This is a genomic window from Streptomyces sp. NPDC000151, from assembly GCF_040301705.1.
Lineage (GTDB): Bacteria > Actinomycetota > Actinomycetes > Streptomycetales > Streptomycetaceae > Streptomyces.
Genome location: NZ_JBEPFC010000098.1, coordinates 1 through 26,943 on the forward strand (window position 1 = coordinate 1; position 26,943 = coordinate 26,943).

A 26,943-nucleotide genomic window follows, 5' to 3' on the forward strand; every position below is an offset into this window, starting at 1 on the left:
CCGCGTTCTGGTCGACGACCGCAGCTGGGCGCGCTGGGCGGGCTGCCGGGCGGCCGTCACACGGCCGCCGCGCCGGCTCTCGATCAGGCCCACGGCGTTCCCCGGCAGCCAGGCCGAGGCCGTACCGCTGTCGTCCGTACCGGAGCCGAAGAGGTGCGGCGCCAGCTGGGACTGCAGGTCGGCGGGGCTGGGGCGGTGCTCGGCCGCCATCTGCATCGTGGCGTCGATCAGCGGCCGCAGCTCGTCCGGCAGGCCCTCCAGGTCCGGCCCCTCGCGCAGCAGCATGAAGACCGTCTCGACCGGGTTGGCGCCGTGGAAGGGGGCGTGTCCGGTGGCGGCGAAGACCAGGGTGGAGCCGAGCGAGAAGATGTCGCTGGCCCCTGTGACGCTGCGCGAGTCGCGCGCCTGCTCGGGTGACATGTACGCGGGCGTACCGACGGCGACGTTCGTCATTGTCAAACGCGTGTTCGACACGCCGCTGGCGATACCGAAGTCGATCACCCGCGGCCCGTCCTCGACGACCAGGACGTTCGACGGCTTCAGGTCGCGGTGCACCAGGCCCGCGCCGTGGATGGACTGCAGGGCCTCGGCGACGCCGGCCGCCAGCCAGCGCACGGCCTGGGCCGGCAGCGGCCCGCACTCATTGACTATTTCTTCCAGGGAGGGAGCGGGGACGTAGGCGGTCGCCAGCCACGGCACCGCCGCGCGCGGGTCGGCATCGACCACCGCCGCGGTGTAGAAGCCGCTGACCGCGCGCGCCGCCTCGACCGCGCGCGTGAAGCGGACCCGGAACAGCTGGTCCTCGGCGAGCTCGGTACGGACCGTCTTGATCGCCACCCGCCGGCCGGAGGCCGAGCGCGCGAGATACACCAGCCCCATACCGCCGGCGCCGAGACGGCCGAGCACCTCGAACGGGCCGATCCGCCGGGGATCGTGCTGCGTCAGCTGCTCCACCACTTGCCTGCCACCTCCCCGTGGGGCGTCAAAGAGACTCTCAAAAGCCAAGAGCCGCCGAGAGCCACTGCCCCGAGCAGCGTCTCACCGCGTGGCCGATTCGGCCGTACGCGTGCTGATTCTTCCTGGCGAAGCCGACGGTTGCGAACCCGGGGGCTTCCCGTCGTGTCCCGTGTCCCGCCGAGCGGTACGCACAGGGCTCGTTACCTGCCGTTACACCCCGCATACGCGAGCGCGTCGGGTCCCGTTCATGCGTCGACCGCACATATGTCCGGTGACCACCGGGTGGCCGACCTCACGGCACGGTGCACCGGCCGGCCCTTCGCGGGCGCCGGTCCGTGCCCCGGTGTGCGGTCCGTCGTCGCCATTCCCATCCCCGTACGTGCTGTTCGGTCCCGCGTACTCACCGGCCTGCCGCCGAGTCCACGGACCCGTTGCCGGGCCGCGCCGCCCGCGGCCCGGCAGCGGGAGCTGCCACGGCCCAATTCTGCTGTGCCGAACGGCGTTCGGGGGCCATGACCACGAACTAATTGGCGGATCGGTACGCCTACTTCGCAAGAGGAGGGCCGTTTTGGGCCGAGGTGTTGGGTTATGCCCTGCAACAGGCACGGGGCGAGGTGAACGCGTGGGGCAGGAGAGGCATGAGAGGCGATACGGCATCCCCCCGCCCTACTTCGGCGCCATCAGCCCGAAGGCCGCCCCCTGATTGTCGACGACCAGGGCGAGGTGGCCGCCGGGCGTCCCCTGGGGCTCGCTGAGGACCTTGCCGCCCTGCCGGACCGCCGTCCGCAGGGCGGCCTCCATCTCCTCGGCCAGGAAGAAGACGGTGAAGTGCGCCGGCAGCTCGGCCGGCGCCCGCGCGTCCAGCACGATCCGGCAGCCGATCTCGCGCTCCTCCCCGGCGATCCGCCACGGCAGGAACGTCGGGCTCGCCATCGGCCCCTCGGTCACGCCCTCGAAGCCGAAGACGTCCCCGTAGAAGGCGTCGACGGCCTCCGGTTCGCGCGTGCTGAGACCCATCCACGCGTACGCGCCGGGCTCGGCCTGCACCTCGAAGCCCTGATGCCGGCCGGCCTGCCAGGCGCCGAAGACCGCGCCGCCGGGGTCGACGCCCAGCATCATCGCGCCCAGGTCGCCGAGCGGCGTACCGCCCGAGATCACCTGGCCGCCCGCCTCCCGGACCTTGGCGGCGGTTTCCCTGATGTCGGAAGTCGCGAAGTACACGCCCCAGACGGTGGGCATCCGGCCGTCCTTCTTGGGCAGCAGCCCTGCGGCCTTGCGCCCGTCGAGCAGGGCCGTCGTGTAGTCGCCGAACTCGGGAACGCTGTCCGAGAAGGTCCAGCCGAACAGCTCTCCGTAGAAGCGCTTGCCCGCCTCAAGATCCGGCAGCATCGCGTCCGCCCAGCAGGGGGCACCCTCCGCAAAAGCCGTCATACGGACAAAGTAACCGGGCTTTCCGATACGCGCCCGGCGCGGAGCCCGGCGCATACCTCCGCATATCCGCCCGCACACACCCCCGCGCATACCCCCGGGCGGTTGTCCACCGAAGTTGTCCACAGGCTGTTGATAAGATGATTCACTTGTTCAGGCCAATGCTGCCGACGCGGATCCGCGGCCCCGAAGCCGGGCGGCGAAAGCCTCTTCCCGGCCCGATTCGCCCCATCCCCATTTGCAGGCAGCCAAATCGCGCTCCGATCACCCCTCGGTAAGCTGACGGCATGACAGGACAAGTTCGAACCGTCGACGGCAGAGTCGCCGGCCGCCGCGGGCAGGCGACCCGGCAGAAGCTCCTCGACTGCCTCAGCGAGATGCTCAGTTCGTCCCCGTACCGGGACGTCAAGGTCATCGACGTCGCACGCAAGGCGGGCACTTCCCCCGCGACGTTCTACCAGTACTTCCCCGACGTCGAAGGCGCCGTACTCGAGATCGCCGAGGAGATGGCCCAGGAGGGCGCGAGCCTGACCGACCTGGTCGCCGGGCGCTCCTGGATCGGCAAGTCGGGCCGCCAGACGGCCGAGGAGCTGGTCGACGGCTTCCTCTCCTTCTGGCGGAAGCACGACGCGATTCTGCGCGTCGTCGACCTCGGCGCGGCGGAGGGCGACAAGCGGTTCTACAAGATCCGCATGAAGATCCTGAACGCCGTCACCAACTCCCTTACGGACTCCATCAAGGAGCTCCAGACCAAGAACAAGGTGGACAAGGAGGTCAGCCCCGCGGCGATGGCCGGCTCACTGGTCGCCATGCTCGCCGCGGTCGCCGGCCACCAGAAGGGCTTCACCAGCTGGGGCGTCAAGCAGGCCGAGCTCAAGCCGAACCTCGCGCTGCTCGTCCATCTCGGCGTGACGGGCAAGAAGCCCGCCAAGTAGCCGGGGCGCGGCGAGCGACCGCCGCCCCCGGCACGACGCGACCACAGGACCGCGCACGTCCTGCCGCGCCCGCGTCCCCCGCCGGTCCGCCCTTCGTCCTGCCATATCTGCACACGCCTCGGGCACCGCCCGGACTCTCACGGAGAGCCGGACGGTGCCCGAGGCGTATCCGTACGACGGACTGCCCGTACTCACTTATCTGATGTACCGTCAGTTTTATGACCACCGGGACCAGTACGGCTCCGTCACGTACGCGCAGGGTCGCCGTCGCCGGAGTGGCACTGGCCGACTGCGGGCGCGTCGACGACGCCACCCCTTACGCCCTGCACGCCCAGGCCGCCCGCCGCGCGCTGGCCGACTCCGGGCTGGACCGCTCGGCGATCGACGGCTTCGCCTCCGCCGGGCTCGGCACGCTCGCCCCGATCGAGGTCGCGGAGTACTTGGGGCTTCGCCCCACCTGGGTGGACTCGACCTCCGTCGGCGGCTCGACCTGGGAAGTCATGGCCGCGCACGCCGCCGACGCGATCGCCGCCGGCCATGCGAACGCGGTCCTGCTGGTGTACGGATCGACCGCGCGCGCCGACCTCAAGGCGCGGCGCCGCACCGCCGACCTCTCCTTCGGGGCCCGCGGCCCTCTGCAGTTCGAAGTGCCCTACGGCCACACCCTGATCGCCAAGTACGCGATGGCCGCGCGCCGCCACATGCACCAGTACGGCACGACGCCGGCACAGCTCGCCGAGGTCGCCGTCCAGGCGCGCGCCAACGCGGCGGCCAACCCGGACGCGATGTACCGGGACCCGATCACCACCGACGACGTGCTGTCCGGGCCGGTGATCGCGGATCCGTTCACCAAACTGCACTGCTGCATCCGCTCCGACGGCGGCTGCGCGGTCCTGCTGGTCGCCGAGGACCGCGTACCGGACCTGGCCCGGCCGCCGGTCTGGGTGCTCGGCTCGGGCAGCGCCGTCTCGCACACCACGATGTCGGAGTGGAACGACTTCACCGTCTCGCCGGCCGCCGTCTCCGGGCGGCTGGCCTTCGAGCGGGCAGGCGTGCGCCCGGACGAGATCGACATCGCCCAGATCTACGACGCGTTCACCTACATGACGCTGGTGACGCTGGAGGACCTCGGGTTCTGCGCGAAGGGGGAGGGCGGCGCGTTCGTCGAGAAGGGCCGGCTGCTCCGGGACGGAGCGCTGCCGACGAACACCGACGGCGGCGGGCTCGCCGCCTGCCACCCCGGGATGCGCGGGCTGTTCCTGCTGGTCGAAGCGGTGCGGCAGCTGCGCGGCGAGGCCGGCGAGGGCCGCCAGGTACGGAAGGCGGGCGGCCGCCTGCCGCGCCTCGCGGTCGCCTCGGGCACCGGCGGGTGGTTCTGCTCGTCCGGGACGGTGGTGCTGGGGGCGGAGTGAGGGGCGGGCGCCGGAGCGTGCTCGGGGTGGGGTGGCCCGGTGCTGCGCTTCGGGGGTACCGGACGGCGCGTGAAGGTTGCGTTGGAGCGCGCTCCAGCTCGTAGCGTCCGGCTCACGACCCGACCCAAGGGGGAGCCATGCGGTACACACTGTTCGGCAGGACCGGTCTTCGGGTGAGCGAGCTGAGCCTCGGCACCATGACGTTCGGCGAGGACTGGGGGTGGGGCGCCGCCGAGGACACCAGCCGGCGGATCCTCGACACGTACGCCGACGCGGGCGGCAACTTCATCGACACCGCGAACAACTACACGGACGGCAGCGCGGAGCGGATCGTCGGCGAGCTGCTCGGCGGCCGCCGGGACCAGTTCGTCCTGGCCAGCAAGTACACCTGCGCCACCCGCAAGGGGGACGTGAACGCGGGCGGCAGCCACCGCAAGAACCTCGTGCGGTCGGTGGAGGCGAGCCTGGACCGGCTGCGTACCGACCGCCTGGACATCCTCTGGGTGCACGCGCGCGACAACTTCACCCCGGTCGAGGAGGTCATGCGGGCCCTGGACGACATCGTGCGAGCCGGCAAGGTGCTCTACGTCGGGGTGTCCGACTGGCCGGCCTGGGAGATCGCGCAGGCGAACACCCTTGCCGAGCTGCGCGGCTGGACCGCCTTCGCCGGATCGCAGCTGCGCTACAACCTGTTGGAGCGCACGCCGGAGCGCGAACTGCTCCCGCAAGCCCGCGCATTCGACCTGGCCGTGCTCGCGTGGGCGCCGCTGGCCGCCGGCAAGCTCACCGGCAAGTACCGCCGCGGGGAATCCGGCCGGCTGCACGTCGTCGGCGGCGAGGACGGCACGGACCAGCAGGAAGAGGCGGTCGTCAGCGCCGTCCTGGAGGTCGCCGAACAGGGCGGCTGGAGCCCGGCGCAGGTGGCGCTGGCCTGGCTGCTGCAGCGGCCCGGCAACATCGTCCCGATCGTCGGCGCCACCAAGGAGAGCCAGCTCCTGGACAACCTCGCCGCGGTCGGCGTCGAGCTGGACGCCGAAGCGGTGGCCCGGCTGGACGAGGTCAGCGCGGTACCGCTGGGCTTTCCGCACCAGTTCCTGCGCGAGCCCGCGATCACCGAGAACGTGTACGGCGATCGCTGGGCCGACATCGACGACCGGCGCTCCACCTACCGGCGCACGCCGCACGAGATCCGCTAGCGGCGCCACAGGGGCCGCCGCTCCAGGCGCCCGGCGCCGCGCGGCGTCACTCCTCGAGCAGCGCCCGTAGGACGGGACCGGCATGCGTCCACAGGAGCATGCCGCCCGCGTCCGGTACGAGGTGGCGGCGCGCGGTGCGTATACGGGTGGCGAGCAGGGCGCCGTGGTCCGGTGAGTGCGTCGGGGCGGTGTCCAGCGCGCCGTACCAGAGGTCGACCGGCACCCGGATCACCCCGGGATCGAACGGCCAGTGGCTCATGGCGAGCAGCGTGTCCCGCGCATAGCCGGCCGGGCCGGGCGCGAAGCCCTCGGCCATCGCCTCCCGGAAGGCCGCGGCGAACGCGGGCTGTTCCAGAAGGGCGCGGTCGCGGTCGCCGCTGCCCGCGGCGACCAGTTCGTACAGCACCTCCGGGCTCCCGAAACCGGCGAACGAGCGCTCGGCGGCCACCGGGTCGGCCGCGGCCCGCTCGGCGAGGTACCGCACCTCGTCCGGCAGCAGCGCCTCGAACGCGGGCGCGGCGAGCTCGTCCGTGCCGGAGACCACCGCGAGCCGGGTGAGCAGCCCGGCGGCGGCGCAGGCCAGCGCGAACGGCGCGCCCTGCGAGAAGCCGACGCCGCGCAGCCCCGCGAGCCCGCGCAGCGCGGCGAACTCCCGTACGTCCTCGGCCCAGCCGGTGAGCGTACGGCCGGGCGACGGGTCGGACGCGCCCAGCCCGGGACGGTCCACGGAGAGCAGCCGTACGCCCAGCTCCTCGACCGCCTCCGCGCCGAAACCGAGCCGCCGGGACGTGGCCGCACCGGGACAGAGCAGTACCGGCGTGCCGTCCTCGGGTCCCCACTCCCCCCAGGCCAGCCGCCGTCCGTCGGCCAGCCGGACGGCCCCTCGCCGGGCAGGCGCGGGCACGGCGACGGCCGTCCCGGCCGAGATCGCAGACATGACACCAGCGTCCGTCGCCGACGCCGCCCACCGCAACCGAATTGCCGGCGGGGGCGCGAGGGACGCGGGCGGCCCGACGGACGCACGCCGCCCGGCGGACGTACGCTGCCCGGCATGACCACGACGGACGACTCCCCCGAAGCCCGCGCCTTCCGTGACCTGCTGCGCAGCCTGCGGGTCTGGACGGGCGAACTGCCCGCGTTCGATCCGGACGCCGCCCCCGAAGCGCCGCTGCCGCTGTTCCGGCAGTGGCTGGGCGAGGCGGCCGCCGCGGGCGTACCGGAGCCGCACACGATGTCGCTGGCGACCGCGGACGCGGCGGGCGCCCCGTCCGTGCGCATCGTGATGCTGCACGACGCCGACGAGAACGGCTGGCACTTCGCCTCCCACCGCGGCAGCCGCAAGGGCCGCGAGCTGGCCGCCAACCCCCGTGCCGCGCTGTGCTTCTACTGGCCGCTGATCGCACGGCAGGTCCGGGTCAGCGGCCCGGTCACGGCGGGCACGCCCGAGGAGAGCGCGGCCGATCTGCACCGCCGTTCGCCGGGCGCGCTGGCCGCCGCGCTCGTGGGCAGGCAGAGCGAGGTACTGGACTCGTACGCGGAGCTGGAGCGGGCAGCGGACGCGTCCTGGGCACGGGCGCGGCGCGAGCCGGAGGCAGAGGTGCCGAGCTGGACGGCGTACGTGCTGCGCGCCGAGGAGGTGGAGTTCTTCCAGGGCGACGACCGCCGCCGGCACGTACGGCTGCGCTACCGGCGGTCGGGCGACGACTGGCAGCGGGAACTGCTGTGGCCGTAGCCCGTACCGGTCCGTACGTACGGTCCGTACGGACGGACACCGGGGCTCAGAACCGCTGGTACGTGGTCAGAACCGCTGGTACATGATGTGCAGCCCGACATAGCCCTTCTTCGGGTGCAGGAACGCCTCCGGCAGGGTCGTCATGATCTCGAAGCCGAGTGACCGCCAGAGGGCGACGGCACCGGTGTTGGTCTCCACGACGGCGTTGAACTGCATCGCGCGGTAGCCCTCGGAGCGGGCCCGGCGCAGTACGTACTCGCCCAGGGCGCGGCCGACGCCCTTGCCGCCGTGCGCCGGGTCGACCATGAAGCTGGCCCCGGCGATGTGCGCGGCGCCGCCCATGTGGTTGGGGTTCATCTTGGCCGTGCCCAGGACCGTGCCGTCCTCGTCGGCCGCGACGACCGTGTGGCCCGGCGGGCTGAGCATCCACAGTGCGCGGCCCGCCTCCTTGTCGAGGTCGCGCGGGTAGGTGTACGTATCCCCGGCAGCGACGATCGCGTGGAAGAACGGCCAGATGGCGTCCCAGTCCTCGGCGGCGGCTTCTCTGATCAGCACCCGCCCAGGGTGCCTCCCGGCGCCGCGCGCCGCCACCGGATATCGCTACTCGGCGGGCCGGAAGACCGGGACCGCGGGGCCGCCCGCGCCCGCGCCATCGCCATCGCCATCGCCTTCGCCACCGCCCTCGTCATCGCCGGCGCTGCGGAAGTGGACCAGCAGCTCCATGCCGATCCGCAGCGCCGCCTCCGGGCAGTCGACGACCTCGGTCATCATCCGCGGTCCCTCGGCGAGATCGACGACGGCGGCGGTGTACGGGACGCGGCCGCCGAACGGCGGCAGGTCGTTCCGGTGCACCACGGACCAGGTGTACAGCGTGGCCCGGCCGCTCGCCTCCTCCCAGACCACGTCCTCGCTCCAGCAGCGCGGACAGAATTCCCGCGGGTAGTGGTGCGCGGCACCGCAGCCGGCGGTCCGGCAGCGCCGGATCAGCAGCCGCCCGTCCGCCGCGGCGTCCCAGTACGGGCGGCTGAAGGCGTCGGTCTCGGGCAGGTCGTGCCGGGGCATGGTCGCGGTCATCGGAAGAGTCCCATCGCGGCGTCGAGCGACCAGGTCTGCCAGCCCATCGCGCAGAGCGCGACGAGCGAGATCAGGGCCATCATCGCGTTCTGCCCCTGCTCGGCCCAGTCGTGGATCATCAGTACGAGGTAGAGCAGGTTGAGCACCAGGCCCGCGACCAGCGCGACCGGCGTGAGGAAGCCGAGGACGAGACCGGCGCCGAGCGCGAGTTCCGCGTACACGACGACGTACGCCATCGCCTTCGGGCGCGGCCGTACGACCAGGTCGAAGCCGCGACGCACCACGGCCCAGCGGTGCTCGGCCGCCACGCCGGCGGCCCACGCGATGCCCGTACCACGTTCGAACCAGCCCTTCTTGTCCTTGTGCCGCCAGCTCTCCAGCCACCACAGCCCCAGGCCGATACGGAGTACGGCGAGCCATTCGGGCCCGCCGAGCCAGATCGTCTGCATCGCACGCCTCCCGCACGGCCGCCGTTCCTGACGACTCGTCAGTTACTCGGCCAGTTCAGCCGAGAGTGCGGCCGCTGCGCAAGAGGTGGAGCACCGGCACCGCACCCGAGGACCATCTGCACGCACCATTCCTGACTGAGCGTCAGTTCTGTAACCTGACTATCTGTCAGGTACCTGCCTGCCAGGTACGCATCGGCGGTCAGACGGGAGCGGCGCAGCGATGCTGGGATCCACTCATGGCACCCTCACCACTCACTCGCGGCCCGCCCGGGTCGTGGCCTGCGGAGGGCCGACGCCGCAGGCCGTGCACGGGACGGCCGGCCCGGAGCAGGGCAGCGGCGGCCCCGGCGCGGGCGGCGGCCGGGACGGCACCGGCGACCCGGACGTCAGCGGGCGCCCGCTGTCCGCGGCCGTGCCGGACCTGGACCACTTCTTCCGCCCCCGGACCGTGGCCGTCATCGGCGCCTCGGACAGCGAGGGGCGGCCCCACACCGGCATCACCCGCCGGCTGATCGACTGGGCCGAGCGGGTCGGCGCCCGGCTGCACCCGGTCAACCCGGGCCGCACCTCCGTCTTCGGGCTGGCCTGTCACACCTCCGTCTCCGACCTGCCGGAACAGGTCGATCTCGCCGTACTGCTGGTCGCCGATCCGCTGCCGGTCATCGAGGAACTGGCCGACGCCGAGGTGAAGTTCGCGGTCGCCTTCGCCGCCGGCTTCGCGGAGACCGGCGCCGACGGCGCCGTCGCGCAGGAGCGGCTGGCCGCGGCCGTCGCCCGCTCCGGCATCCGGCTGCTCGGCCCGAACACCAACCTCAACGCCTTCGAGACCTTCCGCGAGGACCTGGCCGGGCCGGCCATCGCGCTGATCACGCAATCAGGCCACCAGGGCCGCCCCGTCTTCGCCCTCCAGGAGCTGGGCATCCGCCTCTCGCACTGGGCCCCCACCGGCAACGAGGCCGACCTGGAGACCGCGGACTTCCTCTCCTACTTCGCCTCCCGTCCCGAGGTCGGTGCCATCGCCGCGTATGTGGAAGGGCTCAAGGACGGCCGCAGCTTCCTGCTCGCCGCCGACCGCGCGGCCCGCAACAAGGTCCCGGTCGTCGCGGTCAAGGTCGGCCGCACCGAGACCGGCGCCCGCACCGCCGCCTCGCACACCGGCAAGCTCACCGGCGCCGACGAGGTGGTGGACGCGGCGATGCGGCAGTTCGGCGTGGTCCGCGTGGACGGCCTGGACGAGCTGCAGGACACCGCGGCGCTGCTGGCCAGGGCCCGCCCGCCGGTCGCCGAGGGCGTCGCCGTCTATTCGATATCGGGCGGCACCGGCGCGCACTTCGCCGACCTGGCGACGGCGGCCGGCCTGCGCCTGCCGACGCTCGGCGAGGACAGGAAGCGGGAGCTGCACCAGTGGATACCGGACTACCTCAACGTCGCCAACCCGATCGACAACGGCGGGCACCCGGTGGGTGACTGGCGCGGCCGGAAGATCATCGACGCGATCCTCGCCGACCCGTCCGTGGGCGTCCTGATCTGCCCGATCACCGGCCCCTTCCCGCCGATGAGCGACAAGCTCGCACAGGACCTGGTGGACGCGGCGGAGCAGACGGACAAGCTGGTGTGCGTGGTCTGGGGCTCGCCGGTCGGCACCGAGGACGCCTACCGGAAGACCCTGCTCGGCTCCTCGCGGGTGGCCACCTTCCGTACCTTCGCCAACTGCATCACGGCCGTCCGCGCCCACCTGGAGCACCACCGCTTCACGGCTGCCTACCGGTCCCCCTTCGACGACGCGCCGCGCACGCCCTCGCCGTCCGCGCGCAAGGCGCAGGCGCTGCTGCGCCCGGGCGAACAGCTCAGCGAGCACGCCGGGAAGCAGCTGCTGCGCGCCTACGGCATCCGTGTGCCCCGCGAGCAGCTCGTGACCAGCGCGGCCGGGGCCGTCCGGGCGGCGGCGCAGGTCGGCTACCCCGTCGTCATGAAGGCGTCCGGGCCGCGGCTGGCCCACAAGAGCGAACTGGGCCTGGTCAGGATCGGGCTGACCTCGGCCAGCCAGGTCAGGGACGCCTACCGCGAGCTGACGGACATCGCGCGCTACGAAGACGTCGCGCTGGACGGGGTGCTGGTGTGCCAGCTGGTCGAGCCGGGTGTGGAGATGGTCGTCGGCGTCACGCCCGATCCGCTCTTCGGGCCGACCGTGACCGTGGGACTGGGCGGCGTGCTCGTCGAAGTACTGCGGGACACCGCGGTGGCCGTACCGCCCTTCGGCGAGGACCACGCGCGCGCGGCGCTCGGCCGGCTGCGGGGCCACGCGCTGCTGGAGGGCGTCAGGGGGGCGCCGCCGGCCGACACCGACGCGCTGGTCGAGGTCATGCTGCGGGTCCAGCGGATGGCGCTGGAGCTGGGCGATCAGCTGGCCGAGCTGGACATCAACCCCCTGGTCGTCCTCCCGAAGGGCCAGGGCGCCGTGGCCCTCGACGCGCTCGCCGTCTGCCATTGAACGCCGGCGTCCGCACCCCGGCCGCACCGGCAGCCGTGTCCATGCCGACGCCAGAAGCTGGAGCAGCTTGACCATGACGACCTCCCCCGACGGTCCCGACGGGACCTCCCGATCCTTGATACTCCACACCACTGACAACGGCGTGGCCTGGATCACTCTCAACCGCCCGCAGGCGAGGCACGCCCTCACCCCCGACCAGCGCGAACGCATCATTTCGCGGCTTGCGGAAGCGTCCGCCGACCCGGCCGTGCGCGCCGTGGTGATCACCGCGACGGGCCGCGGATTCTGCGCGGGCGCGGACCTGCGGGCCCGCCCCGGCGGCAGCGGCGGCAGCGGCAGCGGCAGCGGTGAGCGGATCGCCGGTGACGTCGCGCGCGTGATCCGGCAGGGCGCCCAGCGGCTGATCGCCGCGGTCATGGACTGCGAGAAACCGGTGATCGCGGCGGTCAACGGCACCGCCGCGGGACTCGGCGCGCATCTCGCCCTCGCCTGCGACCTGGTACTGGCCGCCGAATCGGCCACGTTCATCGAGGTGTTCGTGCGCCGCGGCCTGGTGCCCGACGGCGGCGGCGCGTACCTGTTGCCCCGGCTGACCGGGCCGCAGCGCGCCAAGGAGCTGATGTTCTTCGGCGACGCGCTGCCCGCCGCCGAGGCCGAGCGGCTCGGGCTGGTCAACCGAGTCGTACCGGACGACGACCTGGCGAGGACCGCGGCCGCCTGGGCCGACCGGCTGGCGGCCGGCCCGACGCGCGCGCTGGCCCTCACCAAGCAACTGGTCAACGCCTCGCTGGACGCCGACCGCGGCGCGGCCTTCGCCGCCGAGGCCGCCGCTCAGGAGATCAACATGACGACGGCGGACGCGCAGGAGGGCGTGGCGGCCTTCGTGGATCGCCGCACACCGGAGTACCGCGGCCGCTGACCACGAAGGTGCGCGCGTTGCGCCCGGCACTCGCCGTCGCGACGGGCGGCCGAACCCCGCTGCTGATACGGGGAGTTAAGACTCACCGCTGGGGCAGAGCGGTACCTCGTGGACGTCGCGGGTGTGCACGCCCGGCAGCCACCCCTCGGCACCCTCCACGGAGGTCACCCGGTACCACCGGTGGGAGAGCGCGCCCGTCGTGTCCCGCACGAGGCGCCCGTTGGTGATGACGCACTCCGTGGCCAGCCGGTCGCCGTTCCAGACGCGGCCCGCGGCGTTTCCCGGGGCGGCGTACGCCTGGTGCGGGTCCCGGGCCAGGCGCAGCGCGCACCGTACGGTGCGCGCCTTCTCGCACGCCGGCTCGCTGTTGTACACCGTGACCTCAAGTCCGGTACCCGGGCCGGGTGGCGCGGGCTGCTCGCTGCCCGTCCCGACGAGCCGCCACACACCGAAGCCCAGGACGAGCGCCGCCACAGCGAACAGCACCGTCATCAGCTGCGGCCGCCGGCGCAGGAACGACAGGGGGCTGCGCGGCGCACCGGGCGCGGGCGCGGACTCGGCTATGCGGGTCCACAGTCCGGGCGGTGGCTGGATTTCCTCGTCGGCCGCCCGGAGGCGTTCCCGCAATATCGTTTCGGCACCCCGGCGCCCCAGGCCGTTCCGGTAACCGCTCCGAGGATTCCGCCGCCCGCCTCCGGGGCCCCCGTGGCCATTACGGGGGCGCCCCGGCCCGCTACCGGGACCGCCCTGCCGGTTCCCGGGACTCCCCGGCCCGTTCCAGGGGTCGTCCCCCCGCCCGTCCCCGGGGGCCACATGCGTGTTCCCGAAGTCGTCCCGCTCCACGGTGTGCTCACCTCCCCGTGAGGTCGTACGGCGACGCGGCGAGGTAGCCGCGCAGCCGGTCCAGCGCGCGGGCCCGGTGCCGGGCCGCCGTGCACCGCTGCACCTTCATGATCCTGGCCGCCTTGCCGATGGTGTATCCGTCCAGGTCGACGAGGATGACCAGGCCGGCCTGGCGGTGCGAGAGCCGGCTCAGCATCCGCACCGCTTCCAGCTCGGCCTGCCGGCGCTCCCGCCGGCCGTCCCAGCCGGCGCCGGGCAGCTCCCGCATGAGCGCGCCGCTGCCGGGCCCGTCCTCCGGGCCGCCCTCGCCGATCAGCGCCTGCCGACGCTCCCTGCGGTGCGCCTCCCGGGCGACGCTCAGCAGGGCCGTGAAGGCGCGGGCGTACGGCTCCGGATGCTCCAGGAAGCGGTACGGGCGCGCGGCGAGCTTCAAGTACGCCTCGTGCACGATGTCCTCCGCCGCCTGCCGGGACCCCGCCAGCAGCACCGCCCGGCGGTACAGCCGCGGCAGCAGCCCGCAGAAGACGTCGTCGAAGGACGGCGACGGAAGGGACGACGACGCCATCGCATCGGCCATGCGGCGGAACTCTCCCCGAATCAGATACGGGTGCGGCCGTGAGGGAGATACCCGGCATGATCCGCTGCCAACCGACCGAATACCGACAATTATTCGATCCGCCGGTGATCCGCCACCAGGCGCCGCCCGCGCAGCCCACCTGGCCCCGCGCGCCCCGCCCTTCCTATCTGACGGCCCATCAGTTTCAATGACGTTGTGGAAGGGAGCGCAGCATGATGGGACATGCCGGCATGGCGGCCACAGCGGTGCGCTATCTGCGTGCGGCCGGCGCCGCGGCCTCGACCCCGGCGACGCCCGGGCCCGCCACGCCCGATACCCCGGAAACGGCCTCCAGGGCGCCCCTGCGGGCCGTGCGCGAGGACGAGCGGGCCCCGGTCGACCGGGGCGAATTCCGGCGCGTGCTGGGCCATTTCGCGAGCGGCGTCACGGTCGTCACGGCGCCCGGCGACGCGGCCGATCCCGCGCCCGCCGGCTTCGCCTGCCAGTCGTTCGCCTCGCTCTCCCTGGACCCGCCGCTGGTGGCCTTCATGGTGGCGCGCACGTCCACGACCTGGCCGGTGATCGCGCGGGCCGGGGTCTTCTGCGTGAACATCCTGGGCGCGGGCCAGGGCGCGCTGTGCCGCGCCTTCGCGGTCAGCGGCACCGACAAGTTCGCCGGGGTACGGCACGTGCCGGCGCCGGTGAGCGGATCCCCGCGGCTGGCGGGCGTGCCGGCCTGGATCGACTGCACCGTCCAGGCCGTCCACACGGGTGGCGACCACCTCGTCGTCGTGGGCCGGGTGGACGCGCTCGGCACGGACGAAGCGGCGGCGGCCGCGGGGCCGTTGCTGTTCCACCGGGGGGCGTTCGGGGAGTTCCGGGAGGTCAGGGGCTGACCTCCCGGAGGTCAGGGGCTGACCTGCGCCTCCGTCCGCCGCCGGATCACCAGTGCCATCAGGACCGCCAGGGCGCACAGCGCTCCGGAGGCGTACCAGACCGGGTCGTACGTGCCGAGCGCGTCCCGGGCGAGGCCCCCGAGGAAGGCGATGAGCGCGGCACCCACTTGGTGGGAGGCCAGCACCCAGCCGAAGACGATCGCGGCGTCGCCCCCGTAGTGCTCGCGGCACAGGGCGATGGTCGGCGGCACGGTCGCGACCCAGTCCAGTCCGTAGAAGACGATGAAGAAGAGCATCGGCGGGTGGACGGCGTCCGAGAGCAGCATCGGCAGGAACATCAGCGAGACGCCGCGCAGCCCGTAGTACGCGGCGAGCAGCCGCCGACTGTCGAAGCGGTCGGTGAACCAGCCGGAGGCGACCGTCCCCAGGATGTCGAAGATCCCGATGACCGCGAGCAGCGAGGCGGCGAGCGTCATCGGCATGCCGTGATCGTGGGCCGCGGGCACGAAATGCGTTTTGACCAGGCCGTTCGTGGTGGCGCCGCAGATCGCGAAGGTACCGGCGAGGAGCCAGAAGGGGCCGGTGCGCGCGGCGTTGGCGAGCGCACCGAGTGCACGCCGGGCGGCGCCTCGTTGCGGAGCGGGGCGCGGTACGAACTCCGTCGCACCGTACGGTGCCACGCCCACGTCCGCGGGGTGGTCGCGCAGCAGCAGCCACACCAACGGGGCGACGGCCACGGCGGTCAGCGCCACGGTGACGGCGGCGGGGCGCCAGCCGTGCCCCTCGACGATCCAGGAGAGCAGCGGGAGGAAGACCAGCTGGCCGGACGCGCCCGCGGCGGTGAGGATGCCGGTGACCAGTCCGCGCCGCTGGACGAACCAGCGCCCGGTGACGGTGGCGGCGAAGGACAGCGCCATGGAGCCGCTGCCCAGTCCGACGAGGACGCCCCAGTAGAGGATCAGCTGCCAGGGGGCGGTCATCACCACGGTGAGCCCGGCGCCGGCCGCGATCACGGCGAGCGCCGCGGCGACGACCCGGCGGATGCCGAACCGGTCCATGAGCGCGGCGGCGAACGGGGCCGTGAGCCCGTACAGCGCGAGGTTGACCGAGACCGCGAATCCGATGGTGCCGCGCGACCAGTTGAAATCCTCGTGCAGCGGCTCGATGAGCAGGCCCGGCAGCGAGGCGAAGCCCGCGGCACCGATGAGGGTGAGGAAGGTGGCCGCGGCGACGGACCAGGCGCGGTGCGGGCGGCGGCCCCCGGTGGGCGGTATCGCCACCGGGACCGCTTCTCGGAGTTCGGGAATCTGCGTCACCCGATCATCTTCGGGCAACGGTCCGCCGCCATCGAGTGGCCAGATGGCCATGGTCCGTCAGGATCGGGCCAGCAGGCTCCGAGAATCAGAAGGGAGGATCAGAAGAGCAGCACCCCCCGTGCCACCCGCCCCCGTTCCGCGTCCACCGCCGCCTTGGCGAAGTCCTCCACCGGGTACGTACGCGTGACCAGCTCGTCCAGGAGCAGCCGTCCCGTGCGGTACAGCTCCGCGTACAGCGCGATGTCCCGCTGCGGCCGCGAGGAGCCGTACCGGCAGCCCAGGATCGCCTTGTCCAGGTACATCGACGACACCAGGAAGGACGCCTCCGTGTCGGCCGGCGGGACGCCGAGCAGGACCGCCTGGCCGTGCCGGTCCAGCAGGTCGACCGCCTGCCGGATCAGCCGGGCGCTGCCCACGCACTCGAAGGCGTGGTCGGCACCGGTGGGCAGGACGGCGCGCACCGCCGCTTCGGTGTCGGCGACCGACGAGGCGTCCACGAAGTGCGTCGCGCCGAACTGCCGCGCCATCGCCTCCTTCGCCGGATTCGCGTCCACCGCGACGATCGTCGACGCGCCCGCGATACGGGCGCCCTGCAGGACGTTCAGCCCGACGCCGCCGGCCCCGATCACCACCACCGACTCGCCGTGGCCGACCCGGGCGCGGTTGAGCACCGCCCCGACGCCCGTCAGCACGCCGCACCCCAGGAGCGCGGCGGAGGCCATCGGGAGGTCGTCCGGGATCTTCACCGCCTGGACGGCCTTGACGACCGTGCGCTCGGCGAAGGCGGAGTTGGAGGCGAAGCTGTACAGCCGCGTGTCGCCGCGCCGGAAGGGCCTGCCCGGCATGCCGATCGCCTTCCGGCACATCGTCGGCCGCCCCCGGTCGCAGTCGGCGCACGCCCCGCAGTTGGCGAGCGTGGACAGCGCGACATGGTCCCCCGGCACCACATGCGAAACCCCTTCCCCCACGGCCTCGACGACCCCGGCGCCCTCGTGCCCCAGCACGACCGGCACCGGAAAGGGAATCGTCCCATCGACCACTGACACATCGCTGTGGCACAGCCCCGCCGCACGGATGCCGACCAGCACCTCGCCCGGCCCCGGAGCGCGTACCTCCAGGTCGGTGACGACCCACGGCGCCTCGCCATCGAAGATCACGCCCCGCACGACGCCCTCCTCCTCGGAGAGCCGTTCCGCGTGGCCCCCCTAGACATTCGGGCGTTCCTTCGCGGCCGCCGCGGCCGCCATCGCCTCCAGCCGGTCCAGCAGCGGCATGGGGTCGGTGCCGACCGTCCCCGGGAGGAAGTCGGCGATCTTCTCGGGGGTCCACGGGCCTTCGGTGTACGCGGCGCGCAGCTCCCGGGGCTGCGCCCAGACCGCGATCTTCGGGCCGGCGACCGTGTACACCTGACCGGTGATCCCCTCGCCCTTGGCGCGCTCGCTCAGCAAGTAGACGACGAGCGCCGCGACGTCCTCGGGTTCGCCGATCTCCTGGAGCTCCATGGGGACGCCCGCGGACATACGGGTGCGCGCGACGGGCGCCACGGCGTTCGCCGTCACGCCGTACTTGTGCAGCCCCAGCGCGGCGCTGCGCACGAGGGAGATGATGCCGCCCTTGGCCGAGGCGTAGTTGGCCTGGGAGACGCTGCCCTGGTGGTTGCCGCTGGTGAAGCCGATGAGGGTGCCGGTGCGCTGCCTGCGCATCACCGCGGCGGCCGCCCGGAAGACCGTGAACGTGCCCTTGAGGTGCGTCGCGACCACCGGGTCCCACTCCGCCTCGGACATGTTGAACAGCATCCGTTCGCGCAGGATGCCCGCCACGCAGACCACGCCGTCGATGCGCCCGTAGCGCGCGAGGGCCGTGTCCACGATGCGCTGCCCGCCGTCCATCGTGGCGACGTCGTCGGCGACCGCGACGGCCTCGCCGCCGGCCGCCTCGATCTCCTTCACCACGGCGGCGGCGACCTCGCTGCCGGGCTCGCTGCCGTCCACGGAGACGCCGTAGTCGTTCACGATCACCTTGGCGCCCTCGGCCGCGGCCGCCAGCGCCACGGCCCGCCCGATGCCGCGGCCCGCCCCCGTGACGGCGACCACCTTGCCGGTCAAGAAGTTCCCCATGCCGCGCCCCTTCCCGCAGTTTCTGACGGTCCGTTAGATTTTTGAGCAGACGCCGTACGAAGACAAGCCCCACGGCCGAATCCCCCGAGGAGGGCGCATGCCACTGGCGCCGGAGTTCCACGAGATCGCCCGACGTGTGAACAACTGGGGGCGGTGGGGGCCGGACGACGAGATCGGCACGCTGAACCTGATCACCCCGGACGTGGTGCGCGCCGCCGTCGCCACCGTCCGCAGCGGCCTGCGCATCCCGCTCGCGCTGCCGCTCCGACAGGACGGCGTGCAGACCGGCGCCATACCGGGGCGGGTCAACCCGCTGCACACGATGGTCGCGGTCAACCACGAGATGTTCGGCCCGGACACGGTCGCGACCAGTGACGACGTGGTGACCATGGGCCTGCAGGCGGCCACCCACTGGGACGGCCTCACACACGTCTCGCACTCGGGGAAGCTCTACAACGGCCGTCCGGCCACCGCCGTCACCGCCCACGCGGGCGCCACCGCGCTCGGCATCGAGAAGGCCCCTCCCGTCCTGTCACGCGGCGTGCTGCTGGACGTGGCGCGCGTACGGGACGGCGGCGGCGACCGGCCGCTGGACGGCGCGCACGCCGTCACCCCGGAGGACCTGGAGGCCGCGGAGGAGCTGGCCGGCACGGCCGTACGCGCCGGTGACGTCGTCCTCGTACGCACCGGGCAGCTGCGGCGCTATCTGGCGGGCGACAGGCAGGGGTACGCGTTCCCCTCACCCGGGCTGTCGATCCGTACTCCGGAGTGGTTCCGCGACCGGGACGTCGCCGCGGTCGCCAATGACACCCTGACCTTCGAGATCTTCCCGCCGGAGATCGCGGACCTGTGGATGCCCGTGCACGCGCTGCACCTCGTGGAGATGGGGCTGCTGCAGGGTCAGAACTGGAACCTGGAGGAGCTGTCGGCGGCCTGCGCCGCCGAGGGGCGCTACGCCTTCCTGCTCTCGGCGGTGGCGGAGCCGTTCGTCGGCGGCTCCGGGGCGCCGGTCGCCCCCGTAGCGGTGCTCTAGGGGGCTTCCGCGGCGGCGCCACAGTAGGGCCGGCCCGGCCAAGGTGGCGGTGCGCTCATGCGCACCCCGAGCGCGGCACCGCGGACCGCCACCCGGCTCCGGGCGCGACCCGCACTCGCCAAGGGGCGTCTCCCCCGTACCCTCGGCGTCCCCTCACGGCGAATCGCTGCCCCAAGAGTGATCAAGGTGCCACGTCACGTCAACACCTGGTCTGGACTTTTTCCGTTACATCCTGTTTGTGACGGCACACGGCTGCTCGTACGCCCCCAATGCGCCCGGTTCGGCCCCCGCGGCCATCAGCAGTGACCGGCCGCGGTCCACCTCGCACCAGATGCGCTTGCCCGGGCCCTCGGGCTGCCAGCCCCAGCGGTCGGCCAGCCCGTCGACCAGCTCCAGACCGCGGCCGTTGGTGTCGTCACCCTCCGCACGGCGCGGCCGCGGCGGGCGTGCGCTGCCGTCCACGACCTCCAGCCGCACCGTCCCCACCACGGGGCCCGCACCGGAGAAGCGCAGCCGCAGCTCGGCGTGCGAGCCCGCGTGCACCACGGCGTTGGTGACGAGCTCGGAGACCAGCAGGATCAGCGTCTCCGCCAGCGGCTCGTCGGCCCCTATGCCGGACCCGGCCAGCCGCGACCGGGCCCACCTGCGGGCCCGCCCCACCTCAGCGGGGTCGGGCCGCACCTCCAACTGCACCTGAAGCACCTGCACCGCTCACACCATCCGAACCGGCGGAAACATCGCCTCGCGCCTCCACGGGATCACGGTGCGTGATCCCGGCGAAGCACAGCATGGTTGACGTTCAGTCACCCCAACAAGCGCTTCAGGCATATTCCAGCGGAAGGGAGTATGCGTGCTGCATACTGTGCGACGCGCAGTGCGGGGAGTCGAACGCGGGGGTTTCGCGGGCCCCCGCCCGGTGCGAGCGGTACGCATCCCGGACCCCGGAGGTGCCTCGCAGGCAGCGCCGGGGTGGTTGCGCCTCAGAACCACTCGCACCCGAGCGAGCGTACCCGAGCGCCGCGCCGACTCCCCCGCGTAACGAGTCACGCGAAGGACACAACCCGATATCGACGCAGCGTGACCGCTCATCCGTGCGGAGTCCGACATTCCGCTCAACGGCCGTCACACAGCGATATGACCGTCGGCCAACGCTGCCGCCAGCGCCTCTTCGCCCGCAGCCGCCGACTGCCAGCTCTCCGCGCGCAGCCAGGCCCGCTTCAGGAGGAGGTGCACGTCCGCCTCCCAGGTGAATCCCATGCCGCCGTGCACCTGAAGGCAGTCGCGGGCGTTGCGTACGGCGGCCTCGTCGGCCAGCAGCTTCGCACCGGACACCTCGGCCGGATCTTCGGTGACAGAGGCCGCATAGACGGCACTTCGGGCGAGCTCCACCCGCACCAGCATCTGCGCGCACAGGTGCTTGACCGCCTGGAAGGAGCCGATCGGGGCCCCGAACTGCTCCCGCTGCCGCGCGTACGCCACCGCCGCCTCGACCGCGTGCGCGGCGCCGCCCAGCTGCTGCGCGGCGGTCAGCAGCACGGCCTCACGGCGCAGGCGGGGGACGTCCGCCGCGTACGGCGCACCGGAGAGGGCACCGGACGGCGCATCGAGGAGCCGGGCGAGCGGGGTCAGCGGGTCCACCGAGCGCACCGGAGCCGTCCGCAAGCCTTCGGGCGCGCACCGGTACGCGGCGTGCTCCGCCACCACGATGACCTCATCACAGTCGGACGGATGTTCCCAGAGCGCGGGGACCGCCGCCGCGTCGCACAGCCCCGCGACCCGCTCGCCGGCCGCCACCCCGTCCACCGCGCCCGCCAGCAGCACCCCGGCCACCAGAGGCCCCGGCAGCAGCGCACGCCCGGCCTCCTCCAGCACCAGCACCGCTTCCGGCAGCCCGAGCCCCGCGCCGCCGTCCGCCTCGGGCAGCAGCAGCGAGAAGAAGCCCGCGTCCGCCAGCTCGCGCCACAGCGCGCGGTCCAGTACGGGCCCGTCGCCCGCCGCCTCGTAGGCGTCCACCGCAGCCCGCAAACGCTCCCTGGGGAAGCGCCCGGACAGCAGTTCGCGCACGCCCGCGCGCAGCGCCCGTTGGTCGTCGGAGAGGTGGAAGTCCACGGTCAGCGCCCCTTCGGGAGGCCGAGGAGCCGCTCGGCCACGATGTTCCGCTGGATCTGGGAGGTACCGGCCGCGATCGTGTACGAGAGGGCCGAGAGCCGGTCGGCGATCCACTCCCGGTCCGCGTCCAGCGATCCGGCGCCCAGTACCTCGGCCGCCGCGTCGTACAGCTCCTGCCGGGCGTGCGAATACCGCAGCTTGAAGACCGAGCCGCCGAGCCCGGGCACGCCGCCGCCGTGCTGGGCCTCGCTGACGTTCCACTGCGTGAGCCGCCACAGCGCGGCGAACTCCGCGGCCAGCCGCCCCAGCCTGCGCCGCAGCACCGCGTCGTCCCAGCGGCCGTTCTGCCGCGCGGCGCGGGCCAGTTCGGCCAGCACCCGGCGGCAGGCCACCACCTCGCCCACGAAGGCGGTGCCGCGCTCGAAGGAGAGCGTCACCATCGTCACCCGCCAGCCGTCGTGCTCGGCCCCGACGCGGTTCGCCACCGGCACCCGTACCTCATCGAGGAAGACCTCGGCGAACTCGGCGGTCCCCGTGAGCGTGCGCAGCGGCCGTACGGTGACGCCGGGCGCGTCCATGGGCATCGCGAGCCAGCTGATACCCCTGTGCCGCGGCGCCTCGGGGTCGGTGCGCACCAGCAGCTCGCACCAGTCGGCGACCTCGGCGTGCGAGGTCCAGATCTTGCTGCCGCTGACCACGTAGGCGTCGCCGTCCCGCACCGCCCTCGTACGCAGCGCCGCCAGGTCCGAGCCGGCGTCCGGCTCGCTGAAGCCCTGGCACCAGACCTCCTCACCGCGCAGGATCGGCGGCAGCCAGCGGGCACGCTGCTCGGCGGTGCCCTCGGCGGCGATGGTGGGGCCGGCGTGCAGCAGGCCGACGAAGTTCGCGCCGACGTAGGGGGCGCCCGCCTTCTCCGTCTCCTCCAGGAAGATGAGCCGTGTGGTCGGCGAGGCGTCCCAGTGCACGTGCCCGTACCCGGCGTCGTACAGCAGCCGCTGCCAGGCCGTGTCGTAGGCCCTGCGGCCGGGCCAGTCGGTGGCGGCGGGCCGGGCGGGGAGTTTCGGCAGCACCTCGCGCAGCCACGCGCGCAGCCGCCCGCGGAAGTCCTCCTCCTCCGCCGTGTACGCGAGGTCCACTACGCGGCCCGGTCCTTGTCGAGGTCCAGGCCCAGCATGCGGATGGCGTTGCCGCGCATCAGCTTGTGGATCGTCTCGTCGTCGAGGCCCTTGACGTGGTCGAGGGCGACCTCCTTGGTGTGCGGGAAGGTCGAGTCGACGTGCGGGTAGTCGGTCTCGAAGGTGGCGTTGTCGCGGCCGACGACGTCGATCGAGGCGACGCCGTGCTTGTCGCGGAAGAAGCAGCAGAAGATCTGCCGGTAGTAGTACGTGGACGGCGGCTCCGGGATCAGATCCCTGACCCCGCCCCACGCGCGGTGCTCCTCCCACACGTCGTCGGCGCGCTCGAGGGCGTACGGAATCCAGCCCATCTGACCTTCGCTGTACGCGAGTTTGAGCCGCGGGTACTTCACGAGGACGCCGGAGAACAGGAAGTCCATCATCGACGCCATCGCGTTGTTGAAGCTGAGCGAGGCCTGTACGGCGGGCGGCGCGTCGGGCGAGGCGGCGGGCATCTGCGACGACGACCCGATGTGCATGTTGACCACCGTCCCCGTCTCCTGGCACGCCGCGAAGAACGGGTCCCAGTACCCGGAGTGGATCGACGGCAGGCCCAGGTGCGTCGGGATCTCGGAGAAGGTCACGGCCCGGACGCCGCGCGCCGCGTTGCGGTGGATCTCGGCGACGGCGAGGTCGATGTCCCACAGCGGGATGATGCACAGCGGGATCAGCCGGCCGCCGCTGTCGCCGCACCACTCCTCGACCATCCAGTCGTTGTACGCCCGCACGCACGCCAGCGCGACCTCCTTGTCGTGCGCCTCCGCAAAGGTCTGGCCGCAGAACCGGGGGAAGGTCGGGAAGCAGAGGGACGCCTCGACGTGGTTGAGGTCCATGTCCTTCAGGCGCTCGGCCGGGTCCCAGCAGCCGGGGCGCATCTGCGCGCGGGTGATGCCCTCCAGCGTCATGTCGTCGCGGTCGAAGCCGACGGCGGCGATGTTGCGCTTGTACGGGAACGTGAGGTCCTCGTAGATCCACCAGTCGGTGGGCGGGCCGTCCGGGTCCATGGTGATGACGTACTTGCCGCCCACGTACGCCAGCTCGCCGATGCCGGCGGTCAGCGGCCTGGGCCCGCGATCCCGGTACTTCGCCGGCAGCCAGGTCTCGAAGAGGTGCGCGGGCTCGATCACGTGGTCGTCGACGCTGATGATGCGCGGTAGCTCCATCGGACTCCCCTGATTCCCCTCGGTCGGGTTCGCCTCGCCCGGGCACGGCTCCGGTCCAGCCGTATCTGATGGCCCGTCAGATGCAGGCTAGCCCTCGCCCTCTGAACCGACAAGGCATGGGCCCCTACGCTGCCGTTCGCATCTGATGCAGCGTCAGTTCTGGTGAGCGATCGGAGGGCGGATGGCGGTCGGAGAGACCCTGTGGGGCCTGGTCGAGGAGCGGGCCGGGCGCAGTCCCGACGCGACCGCCCTCATCCAGGCGGGCGAGACCGCCGCCGACGACCGCGCCCTCACCTTCGGCGCGCTGCGCGCCCGCGCGGAACGGGTCGCGGCCGGGCTGCACGCGCGGGGCGTGCGCGCCGGTACCCGGGTCGTCTGGCAGCTGCCGACCCGCATCGAAACGGTCCTGATCGGCCTCGCCCTGGCCCGGCTCGGCGCGGTCCAGAGCCCGGTCGTGCCGCTCTACCGCGACCACGAGGTCGCGCACGTACTGCACCGCACCGCGGCGGAGTTCTTCCTCGTACCGGGCACCTGGCGCGGCTTCGACCACACCGCCATGGCCCGCCGGACCGCCGCCCGGCTCCCCGGCCCGCTCACGGTCCTCGACGCGTACGCCACGCTCCCCGACGGCGACCCGGCCGGGCTGCCGCCGCCGCCCGCCGGCCCCGGGGAGACCCGCTGGATCTACTGGACCTCGGGCACCACCGCGGGCCCCAAGGGCGTCCTGCACTGCGACCGCGCGCTGCTCACCGCCGGCACCGACCTCGGGCGCGCGCTGCGCGTGCACGCGCGCGACGTGGGCTCGATGGCGTTCCCGTACGCGCATGTCGCGGGCCCCGATTACACCGTCATGCTGCTGCGGCACGGCATCCCGGCCGTCCTCTTCGAACACTTCGCGCTGCCCGAAGCGCTGGGCGCGTACCGCCGGCACCGCGTCACCATCGCGGGCGGCTCCACCGCCTTCTACCAGCTCTTCCTTGCCGAACAGCGGCGCCGGGCCGACCCCGGGCCGCTGCTCCCCGACCTGCGCCTGTTGGCGGGCGGCGGCGCGCCCAAACCTCCCGGGCTGTACTACGAGGTGGTCCGCGAGCTGGGCTGCGCCCTCACCCACGGGTACGCGCTGACCGAGGCCCCGATGGTCACCATGGGCGACCCGCTGGACGGCGACGCGGACCTGGCCACGGCCGACGGCCGCCCGCCGGCCGGCATGGAGATCCGCATCGGCGCGGACGGGGAGATACGGCTGCGCGGCCCCGCCGTGTGCCAGGGGTACCTCGGCGAGCCGGACCCGTTCGACGCCGACGGGTTCCTGCCCACCGGGGACCTCGGGCGCCTCACCCCCGAGGGGCGCCTCGTCGTCACCGGGCGGCTGAAGGACATCATCATCCGTAAGGGCGAGAACGTCTCGGCCCAGGAGATCGAGGACCTGCTCCACCTGCATCCAGACCTCGGGGACGCCGCGGTCATCGGGCTTCCGGACGCCGAGCGCGGGGAACTGGTGTGCGCGGTGGTGGAACTGCGGGACGGCGCGCTCCCGGTGACACCGGAGGCGCTGGGCGCATGGCTACGAGGGCGCGGGCTGGCGCCGCACAAGGTGCCCGAACGGGTGGAGGTCGTGGACGCGCTGCCTCGGGGCGCGACGCTGCGCAAGGTGCTCAAGGGCGAGCTGCGCGCCCGGTTCGCGCCCGGCTCTCAGGGGCGGAAGGACGTCGACGCCTGCTCGTAGAAGCGGTCCACGTCGGCCCGATCGCGGTCCGGGCCGATGACCAGGACGAGGTGGTAGCGGCCGCCGTCCAGGAGCGCCATGTTGCGCGCGTACGTCGCGGAGGCGCTGTCCTCGCCCCAGGTGAAGGTGCCCTCCGCCATGACCGTACGGCCGACATCGGTGCGCCGCAGCCCCGAGGACGAGGTCCAGTTCGCGTCGCGGAACGGCGCCAGCTCCGCCTCCTTGTCCTGCTGGTACGCCATCGGGTCGGAGCCGAACCGCTTCGCGGTGTCCCGGCCCGGCACCACCAGCAGCGTGAACGCGCCCCTGGTGTAGCGCACCTGGCCCTCGGCGTTCTTGCCGTGCCGCTGCCAGCCCTCGTGCACGGCGATCCGGAAGCCCTCGGGGTCGTCGCGCATCTCGAAGCCGTCGGCCAGGCCGTCCGGTGCGGTGGTCCGGGGGCGGGTGCTGGTCGGCTCCGCGCCGTCCGGCTGCGACTGCGCCGGGTCGGGCGCGGGCGCGCCGGTCTCGGTACCGCTGGGGACGCTGCTCCGCGCGTTCCCCGAGTCGTCCGGGTCGGTGCCGTTCCCGGGCAGGAACGCCACGGCGACCAGCACCGCGCCGACGACCAGCAGCAGCACGAGGCCGAGCAGCAGCATGCCGAGCCGGCGCGGGCCGCCGCGGGACGTCCGGTCGCGGCTCGGCCGCGGCTCGTGCTGCCGCACGCGGTCACGGCCGCGGTCACGGACGCCTCCGCGGTCGCGGACGCCGTCGTGGGCGCGCGGTGGCGGTGCGGGGCGCTCGGCGGGCGGCGGCGGTGCGGGACGGGCCGTGGGCGCCGCGGGCCCGTGCGGGCGCTCCCGGCCCGGGCGCGGCTTCTTGTGCCGGCCGCGCCGCACGAGCTCGCCGCGCCGGCGCACGATCGGCAGCCTGCGCGGATCACTGCCCAGTTCCAGGGCCGGTACGGTCACGACCGCGCGGCCGGCCTCCGGCTCCGGTGCCGCGCGCACCAGGGAGCGCAGCCAGCCGCGCAGCTCCTCGAAGTCGGGCCGTTCGGTGGGGTCCTGGCGCAGCAGCGACTCCACTACCGGGCGCAGCGCGCCGCACTCCTCCGCGTGCGCGGGCGGGCGGGCGCACACCAGCTGGACCAGTTCGGCGGCGCTCTCCTCGGCGTACGGGGCGTGTCCCTGCACGCTGCGGAAGAGCAGGGCGCCGAGCGCCCAGAGGTCGGCGGCCGGGCCGACGGGCGGCGCGAGCTGCCAGTTCGCGTGGACGGGGCCGGCCTGTTCGGGCGCCCAGCGCTCGGTGACCGCGCCGACCATCGTGATCCGCGCCTGGCGCGCCCGCTCGGCCGCCAGCGCGTTGCCCTGTGCCACGCCGGGGTACACGCCGGTGTCCGGCCCTCCCTGCACGCCGGCCGCCGCACCGGCGCGCGGC

At 73.2% G+C, this 26,943-nt stretch carries 25 protein-coding genes; 9 read left to right on the plus strand and 16 right to left on the minus strand.

What is annotated here, in order from left to right; all coding sequences use genetic code 11:
* Together ABT381_RS24130 and ABT381_RS24135 are read right to left on the minus strand one after the other, a co-directional pair.
* Positions 1-957: serine/threonine-protein kinase (locus ABT381_RS24130; RefSeq protein ID WP_351598037.1), on the minus strand; the 957-nt coding region annotated here is incomplete at its 3' end.
* Between the two features lie 666 nt (positions 958-1,623).
* Entirely contained in the window at positions 1,624-2,388 is a 765-nt protein-coding gene (locus tag ABT381_RS24135) for a VOC family protein (RefSeq protein WP_351598040.1), read from the minus strand.
* A gap of 284 nt (positions 2,389-2,672) precedes the next feature.
* Between ABT381_RS24135 and ABT381_RS24140 the strand changes: the two genes are divergently transcribed.
* The 3 genes from ABT381_RS24140 (at position 2,673) to ABT381_RS24150 (ending at position 5,928) form a co-directional block, all read left to right on the plus strand.
* On the plus strand, positions 2,673-3,320 hold the full coding sequence (locus tag ABT381_RS24140) for a TetR family transcriptional regulator (RefSeq protein ID WP_351598043.1): 648 nt from the start codon (positions 2,673-2,675) through the stop codon (positions 3,318-3,320).
* A 218-nt stretch (positions 3,321-3,538) separates the two neighbouring features.
* On the plus strand, positions 3,539-4,732 hold the full coding sequence (locus ABT381_RS24145) for a thiolase C-terminal domain-containing protein (RefSeq protein WP_351598046.1): 1,194 nt from the start codon (positions 3,539-3,541) through the stop codon (positions 4,730-4,732).
* 137 nt (positions 4,733-4,869) lie between these two features.
* Positions 4,870-5,928: an aldo/keto reductase gene (locus ABT381_RS24150; RefSeq protein ID WP_351598049.1), complete on the plus strand. Its 1,059-nt coding sequence runs from the start codon at positions 4,870-4,872 to the stop codon at positions 5,926-5,928.
* 46 nt (positions 5,929-5,974) lie between these two features.
* On the opposite strand, the gene ABT381_RS24155 is transcribed toward ABT381_RS24150, so the two are convergent.
* The gene (locus ABT381_RS24155) at positions 5,975-6,865 is read right to left on the minus strand and encodes an alpha/beta fold hydrolase (protein WP_351598050.1); all 891 of its coding nucleotides are present in this window, start codon (positions 6,863-6,865) and stop codon (positions 5,975-5,977) included.
* Between the two features lie 114 nt (positions 6,866-6,979).
* On the opposite strand from ABT381_RS24155, the gene ABT381_RS24160 reads away from it, so the two are divergent.
* On the plus strand, positions 6,980-7,660 hold the full coding sequence (locus tag ABT381_RS24160) for a pyridoxine/pyridoxamine 5'-phosphate oxidase (protein WP_351598053.1): 681 nt from the start codon (positions 6,980-6,982) through the stop codon (positions 7,658-7,660).
* A 66-nt stretch (positions 7,661-7,726) separates the two neighbouring features.
* On the opposite strand, the gene ABT381_RS24165 is transcribed toward ABT381_RS24160, so the two are convergent.
* The 3 genes from ABT381_RS24165 to ABT381_RS24175 are packed head-to-tail and all read right to left on the minus strand — an operon-like array spanning position 7,727 to position 9,183.
* On the minus strand, positions 7,727-8,215 hold the full coding sequence (locus ABT381_RS24165; RefSeq protein WP_351598056.1) for a GNAT family N-acetyltransferase: 489 nt from the start codon (positions 8,213-8,215) through the stop codon (positions 7,727-7,729).
* Positions 8,216-8,260: 45 nt separating this feature from the next.
* A complete protein-coding gene (locus ABT381_RS24170) occupies positions 8,261-8,734 on the minus strand; it encodes a Zn-ribbon domain-containing OB-fold protein (protein ID WP_351598059.1) in 474 nt (157 codons plus the stop codon).
* Positions 8,731-9,183, minus strand: coding sequence for a DoxX family protein (locus ABT381_RS24175; RefSeq protein WP_351598062.1), 453 nt, complete (start codon positions 9,181-9,183; stop codon positions 8,731-8,733). Before ABT381_RS24175 ends, ABT381_RS24170 begins: the two co-directional genes overlap by 4 nt.
* A gap of 220 nt (positions 9,184-9,403) precedes the next feature.
* Here ABT381_RS24175 and ABT381_RS24180 point away from each other — a divergent pair, with 220 nt between their 5' ends.
* Together ABT381_RS24180 and ABT381_RS24185 are read left to right on the plus strand one after the other, a co-directional pair.
* Complete coding sequence (locus ABT381_RS24180) at positions 9,404-11,674, plus strand: acetate--CoA ligase family protein (protein ID WP_351598065.1); 2,271 nt, start codon at positions 9,404-9,406, stop codon at positions 11,672-11,674.
* A 73-nt stretch (positions 11,675-11,747) separates the two neighbouring features.
* A complete protein-coding gene (locus ABT381_RS24185) occupies positions 11,748-12,593 on the plus strand; it encodes an enoyl-CoA hydratase/isomerase family protein (protein ID WP_351598068.1) in 846 nt (281 codons plus the stop codon).
* A 75-nt stretch (positions 12,594-12,668) separates the two neighbouring features.
* Here ABT381_RS24185 and ABT381_RS24190 read toward each other — a convergent pair whose 3' ends face one another.
* Positions 12,669-13,220, minus strand: coding sequence for an anti-sigma factor (locus ABT381_RS24190; protein WP_351598071.1), 552 nt, complete (start codon positions 13,218-13,220; stop codon positions 12,669-12,671).
* Between the two features lie 223 nt (positions 13,221-13,443).
* Complete coding sequence (locus tag ABT381_RS24195; protein ID WP_351598074.1) at positions 13,444-14,013, minus strand: RNA polymerase sigma factor; 570 nt, start codon at positions 14,011-14,013, stop codon at positions 13,444-13,446.
* 215 nt (positions 14,014-14,228) lie between these two features.
* Between ABT381_RS24195 and ABT381_RS24200 the strand changes: the two genes are divergently transcribed.
* Positions 14,229-14,888: a flavin reductase family protein gene (locus tag ABT381_RS24200; protein WP_351598104.1), complete on the plus strand. Its 660-nt coding sequence runs from the start codon at positions 14,229-14,231 to the stop codon at positions 14,886-14,888.
* Positions 14,889-14,899: 11 nt separating this feature from the next.
* Here the strand turns inward: ABT381_RS24200 and ABT381_RS24205 are convergent, their stop codons facing one another.
* The 3 genes from ABT381_RS24205 to ABT381_RS24215 all read right to left on the minus strand — a co-directional run bounded on the left by ABT381_RS24205 (position 14,900) and on the right by ABT381_RS24215 (position 18,321).
* Positions 14,900-16,204: an MFS transporter gene (locus tag ABT381_RS24205; protein WP_351598077.1), complete on the minus strand. Its 1,305-nt coding sequence runs from the start codon at positions 16,202-16,204 to the stop codon at positions 14,900-14,902.
* Between the two features lie 98 nt (positions 16,205-16,302).
* Positions 16,303-17,370, minus strand: coding sequence for a Zn-dependent alcohol dehydrogenase (locus ABT381_RS24210; protein WP_351598080.1), 1,068 nt, complete (start codon positions 17,368-17,370; stop codon positions 16,303-16,305).
* Positions 17,371-17,409: 39 nt separating this feature from the next.
* On the minus strand, positions 17,410-18,321 hold the full coding sequence (locus ABT381_RS24215; RefSeq protein WP_351598083.1) for an SDR family NAD(P)-dependent oxidoreductase: 912 nt from the start codon (positions 18,319-18,321) through the stop codon (positions 17,410-17,412).
* 97 nt (positions 18,322-18,418) lie between these two features.
* Between ABT381_RS24215 and ABT381_RS24220 the strand changes: the two genes are divergently transcribed.
* Positions 18,419-19,354, plus strand: a complete 936-nt coding sequence (locus ABT381_RS24220; protein ID WP_351598086.1) for a cyclase family protein — start codon at positions 18,419-18,421, stop codon at positions 19,352-19,354.
* Between the two features lie 225 nt (positions 19,355-19,579).
* Here ABT381_RS24220 and ABT381_RS24225 read toward each other — a convergent pair whose 3' ends face one another.
* From ABT381_RS24225 to ABT381_RS24240, 4 genes are all read right to left on the minus strand, one after another.
* Positions 19,580-20,062 (minus strand): ATP-binding protein, encoded by a 483-nt coding sequence (locus ABT381_RS24225; RefSeq protein WP_351598089.1) that lies wholly within the window; start codon positions 20,060-20,062, stop codon positions 19,580-19,582.
* Between the two features lie 414 nt (positions 20,063-20,476).
* On the minus strand, positions 20,477-21,463 hold the full coding sequence (locus ABT381_RS24230) for an acyl-CoA dehydrogenase family protein (RefSeq protein ID WP_351598092.1): 987 nt from the start codon (positions 21,461-21,463) through the stop codon (positions 20,477-20,479).
* Positions 21,464-21,465: 2 nt separating this feature from the next.
* Positions 21,466-22,599 carry an acyl-CoA dehydrogenase family protein gene (locus ABT381_RS24235; protein WP_351598095.1) on the minus strand — a complete coding sequence of 378 codons (1,134 nt, stop codon included), beginning with the start codon at positions 22,597-22,599 and terminating at the stop codon, positions 21,466-21,468.
* Positions 22,599-23,801 (minus strand): amidohydrolase family protein, encoded by a 1,203-nt coding sequence (locus ABT381_RS24240; RefSeq protein WP_351598098.1) that lies wholly within the window; start codon positions 23,799-23,801, stop codon positions 22,599-22,601. Before ABT381_RS24240 ends, ABT381_RS24235 begins: the two co-directional genes overlap by 1 nt.
* Before the next feature lie 181 nt (positions 23,802-23,982).
* On the opposite strand from ABT381_RS24240, the gene ABT381_RS24245 reads away from it, so the two are divergent.
* Positions 23,983-25,527 carry a class I adenylate-forming enzyme family protein gene (locus ABT381_RS24245; protein ID WP_351598101.1) on the plus strand — a complete coding sequence of 515 codons (1,545 nt, stop codon included), beginning with the start codon at positions 23,983-23,985 and terminating at the stop codon, positions 25,525-25,527.
* Here the strand turns inward: ABT381_RS24245 and ABT381_RS24250 are convergent.
* On the minus strand, positions 25,494-26,943 hold a 1,450-nt coding region (locus ABT381_RS24250; protein ID WP_502965716.1), incomplete at its 5' end, for a serine/threonine kinase C-terminal domain-containing protein. The two genes, ABT381_RS24245 and ABT381_RS24250, sit on opposite strands and share 34 nt — an antisense overlap.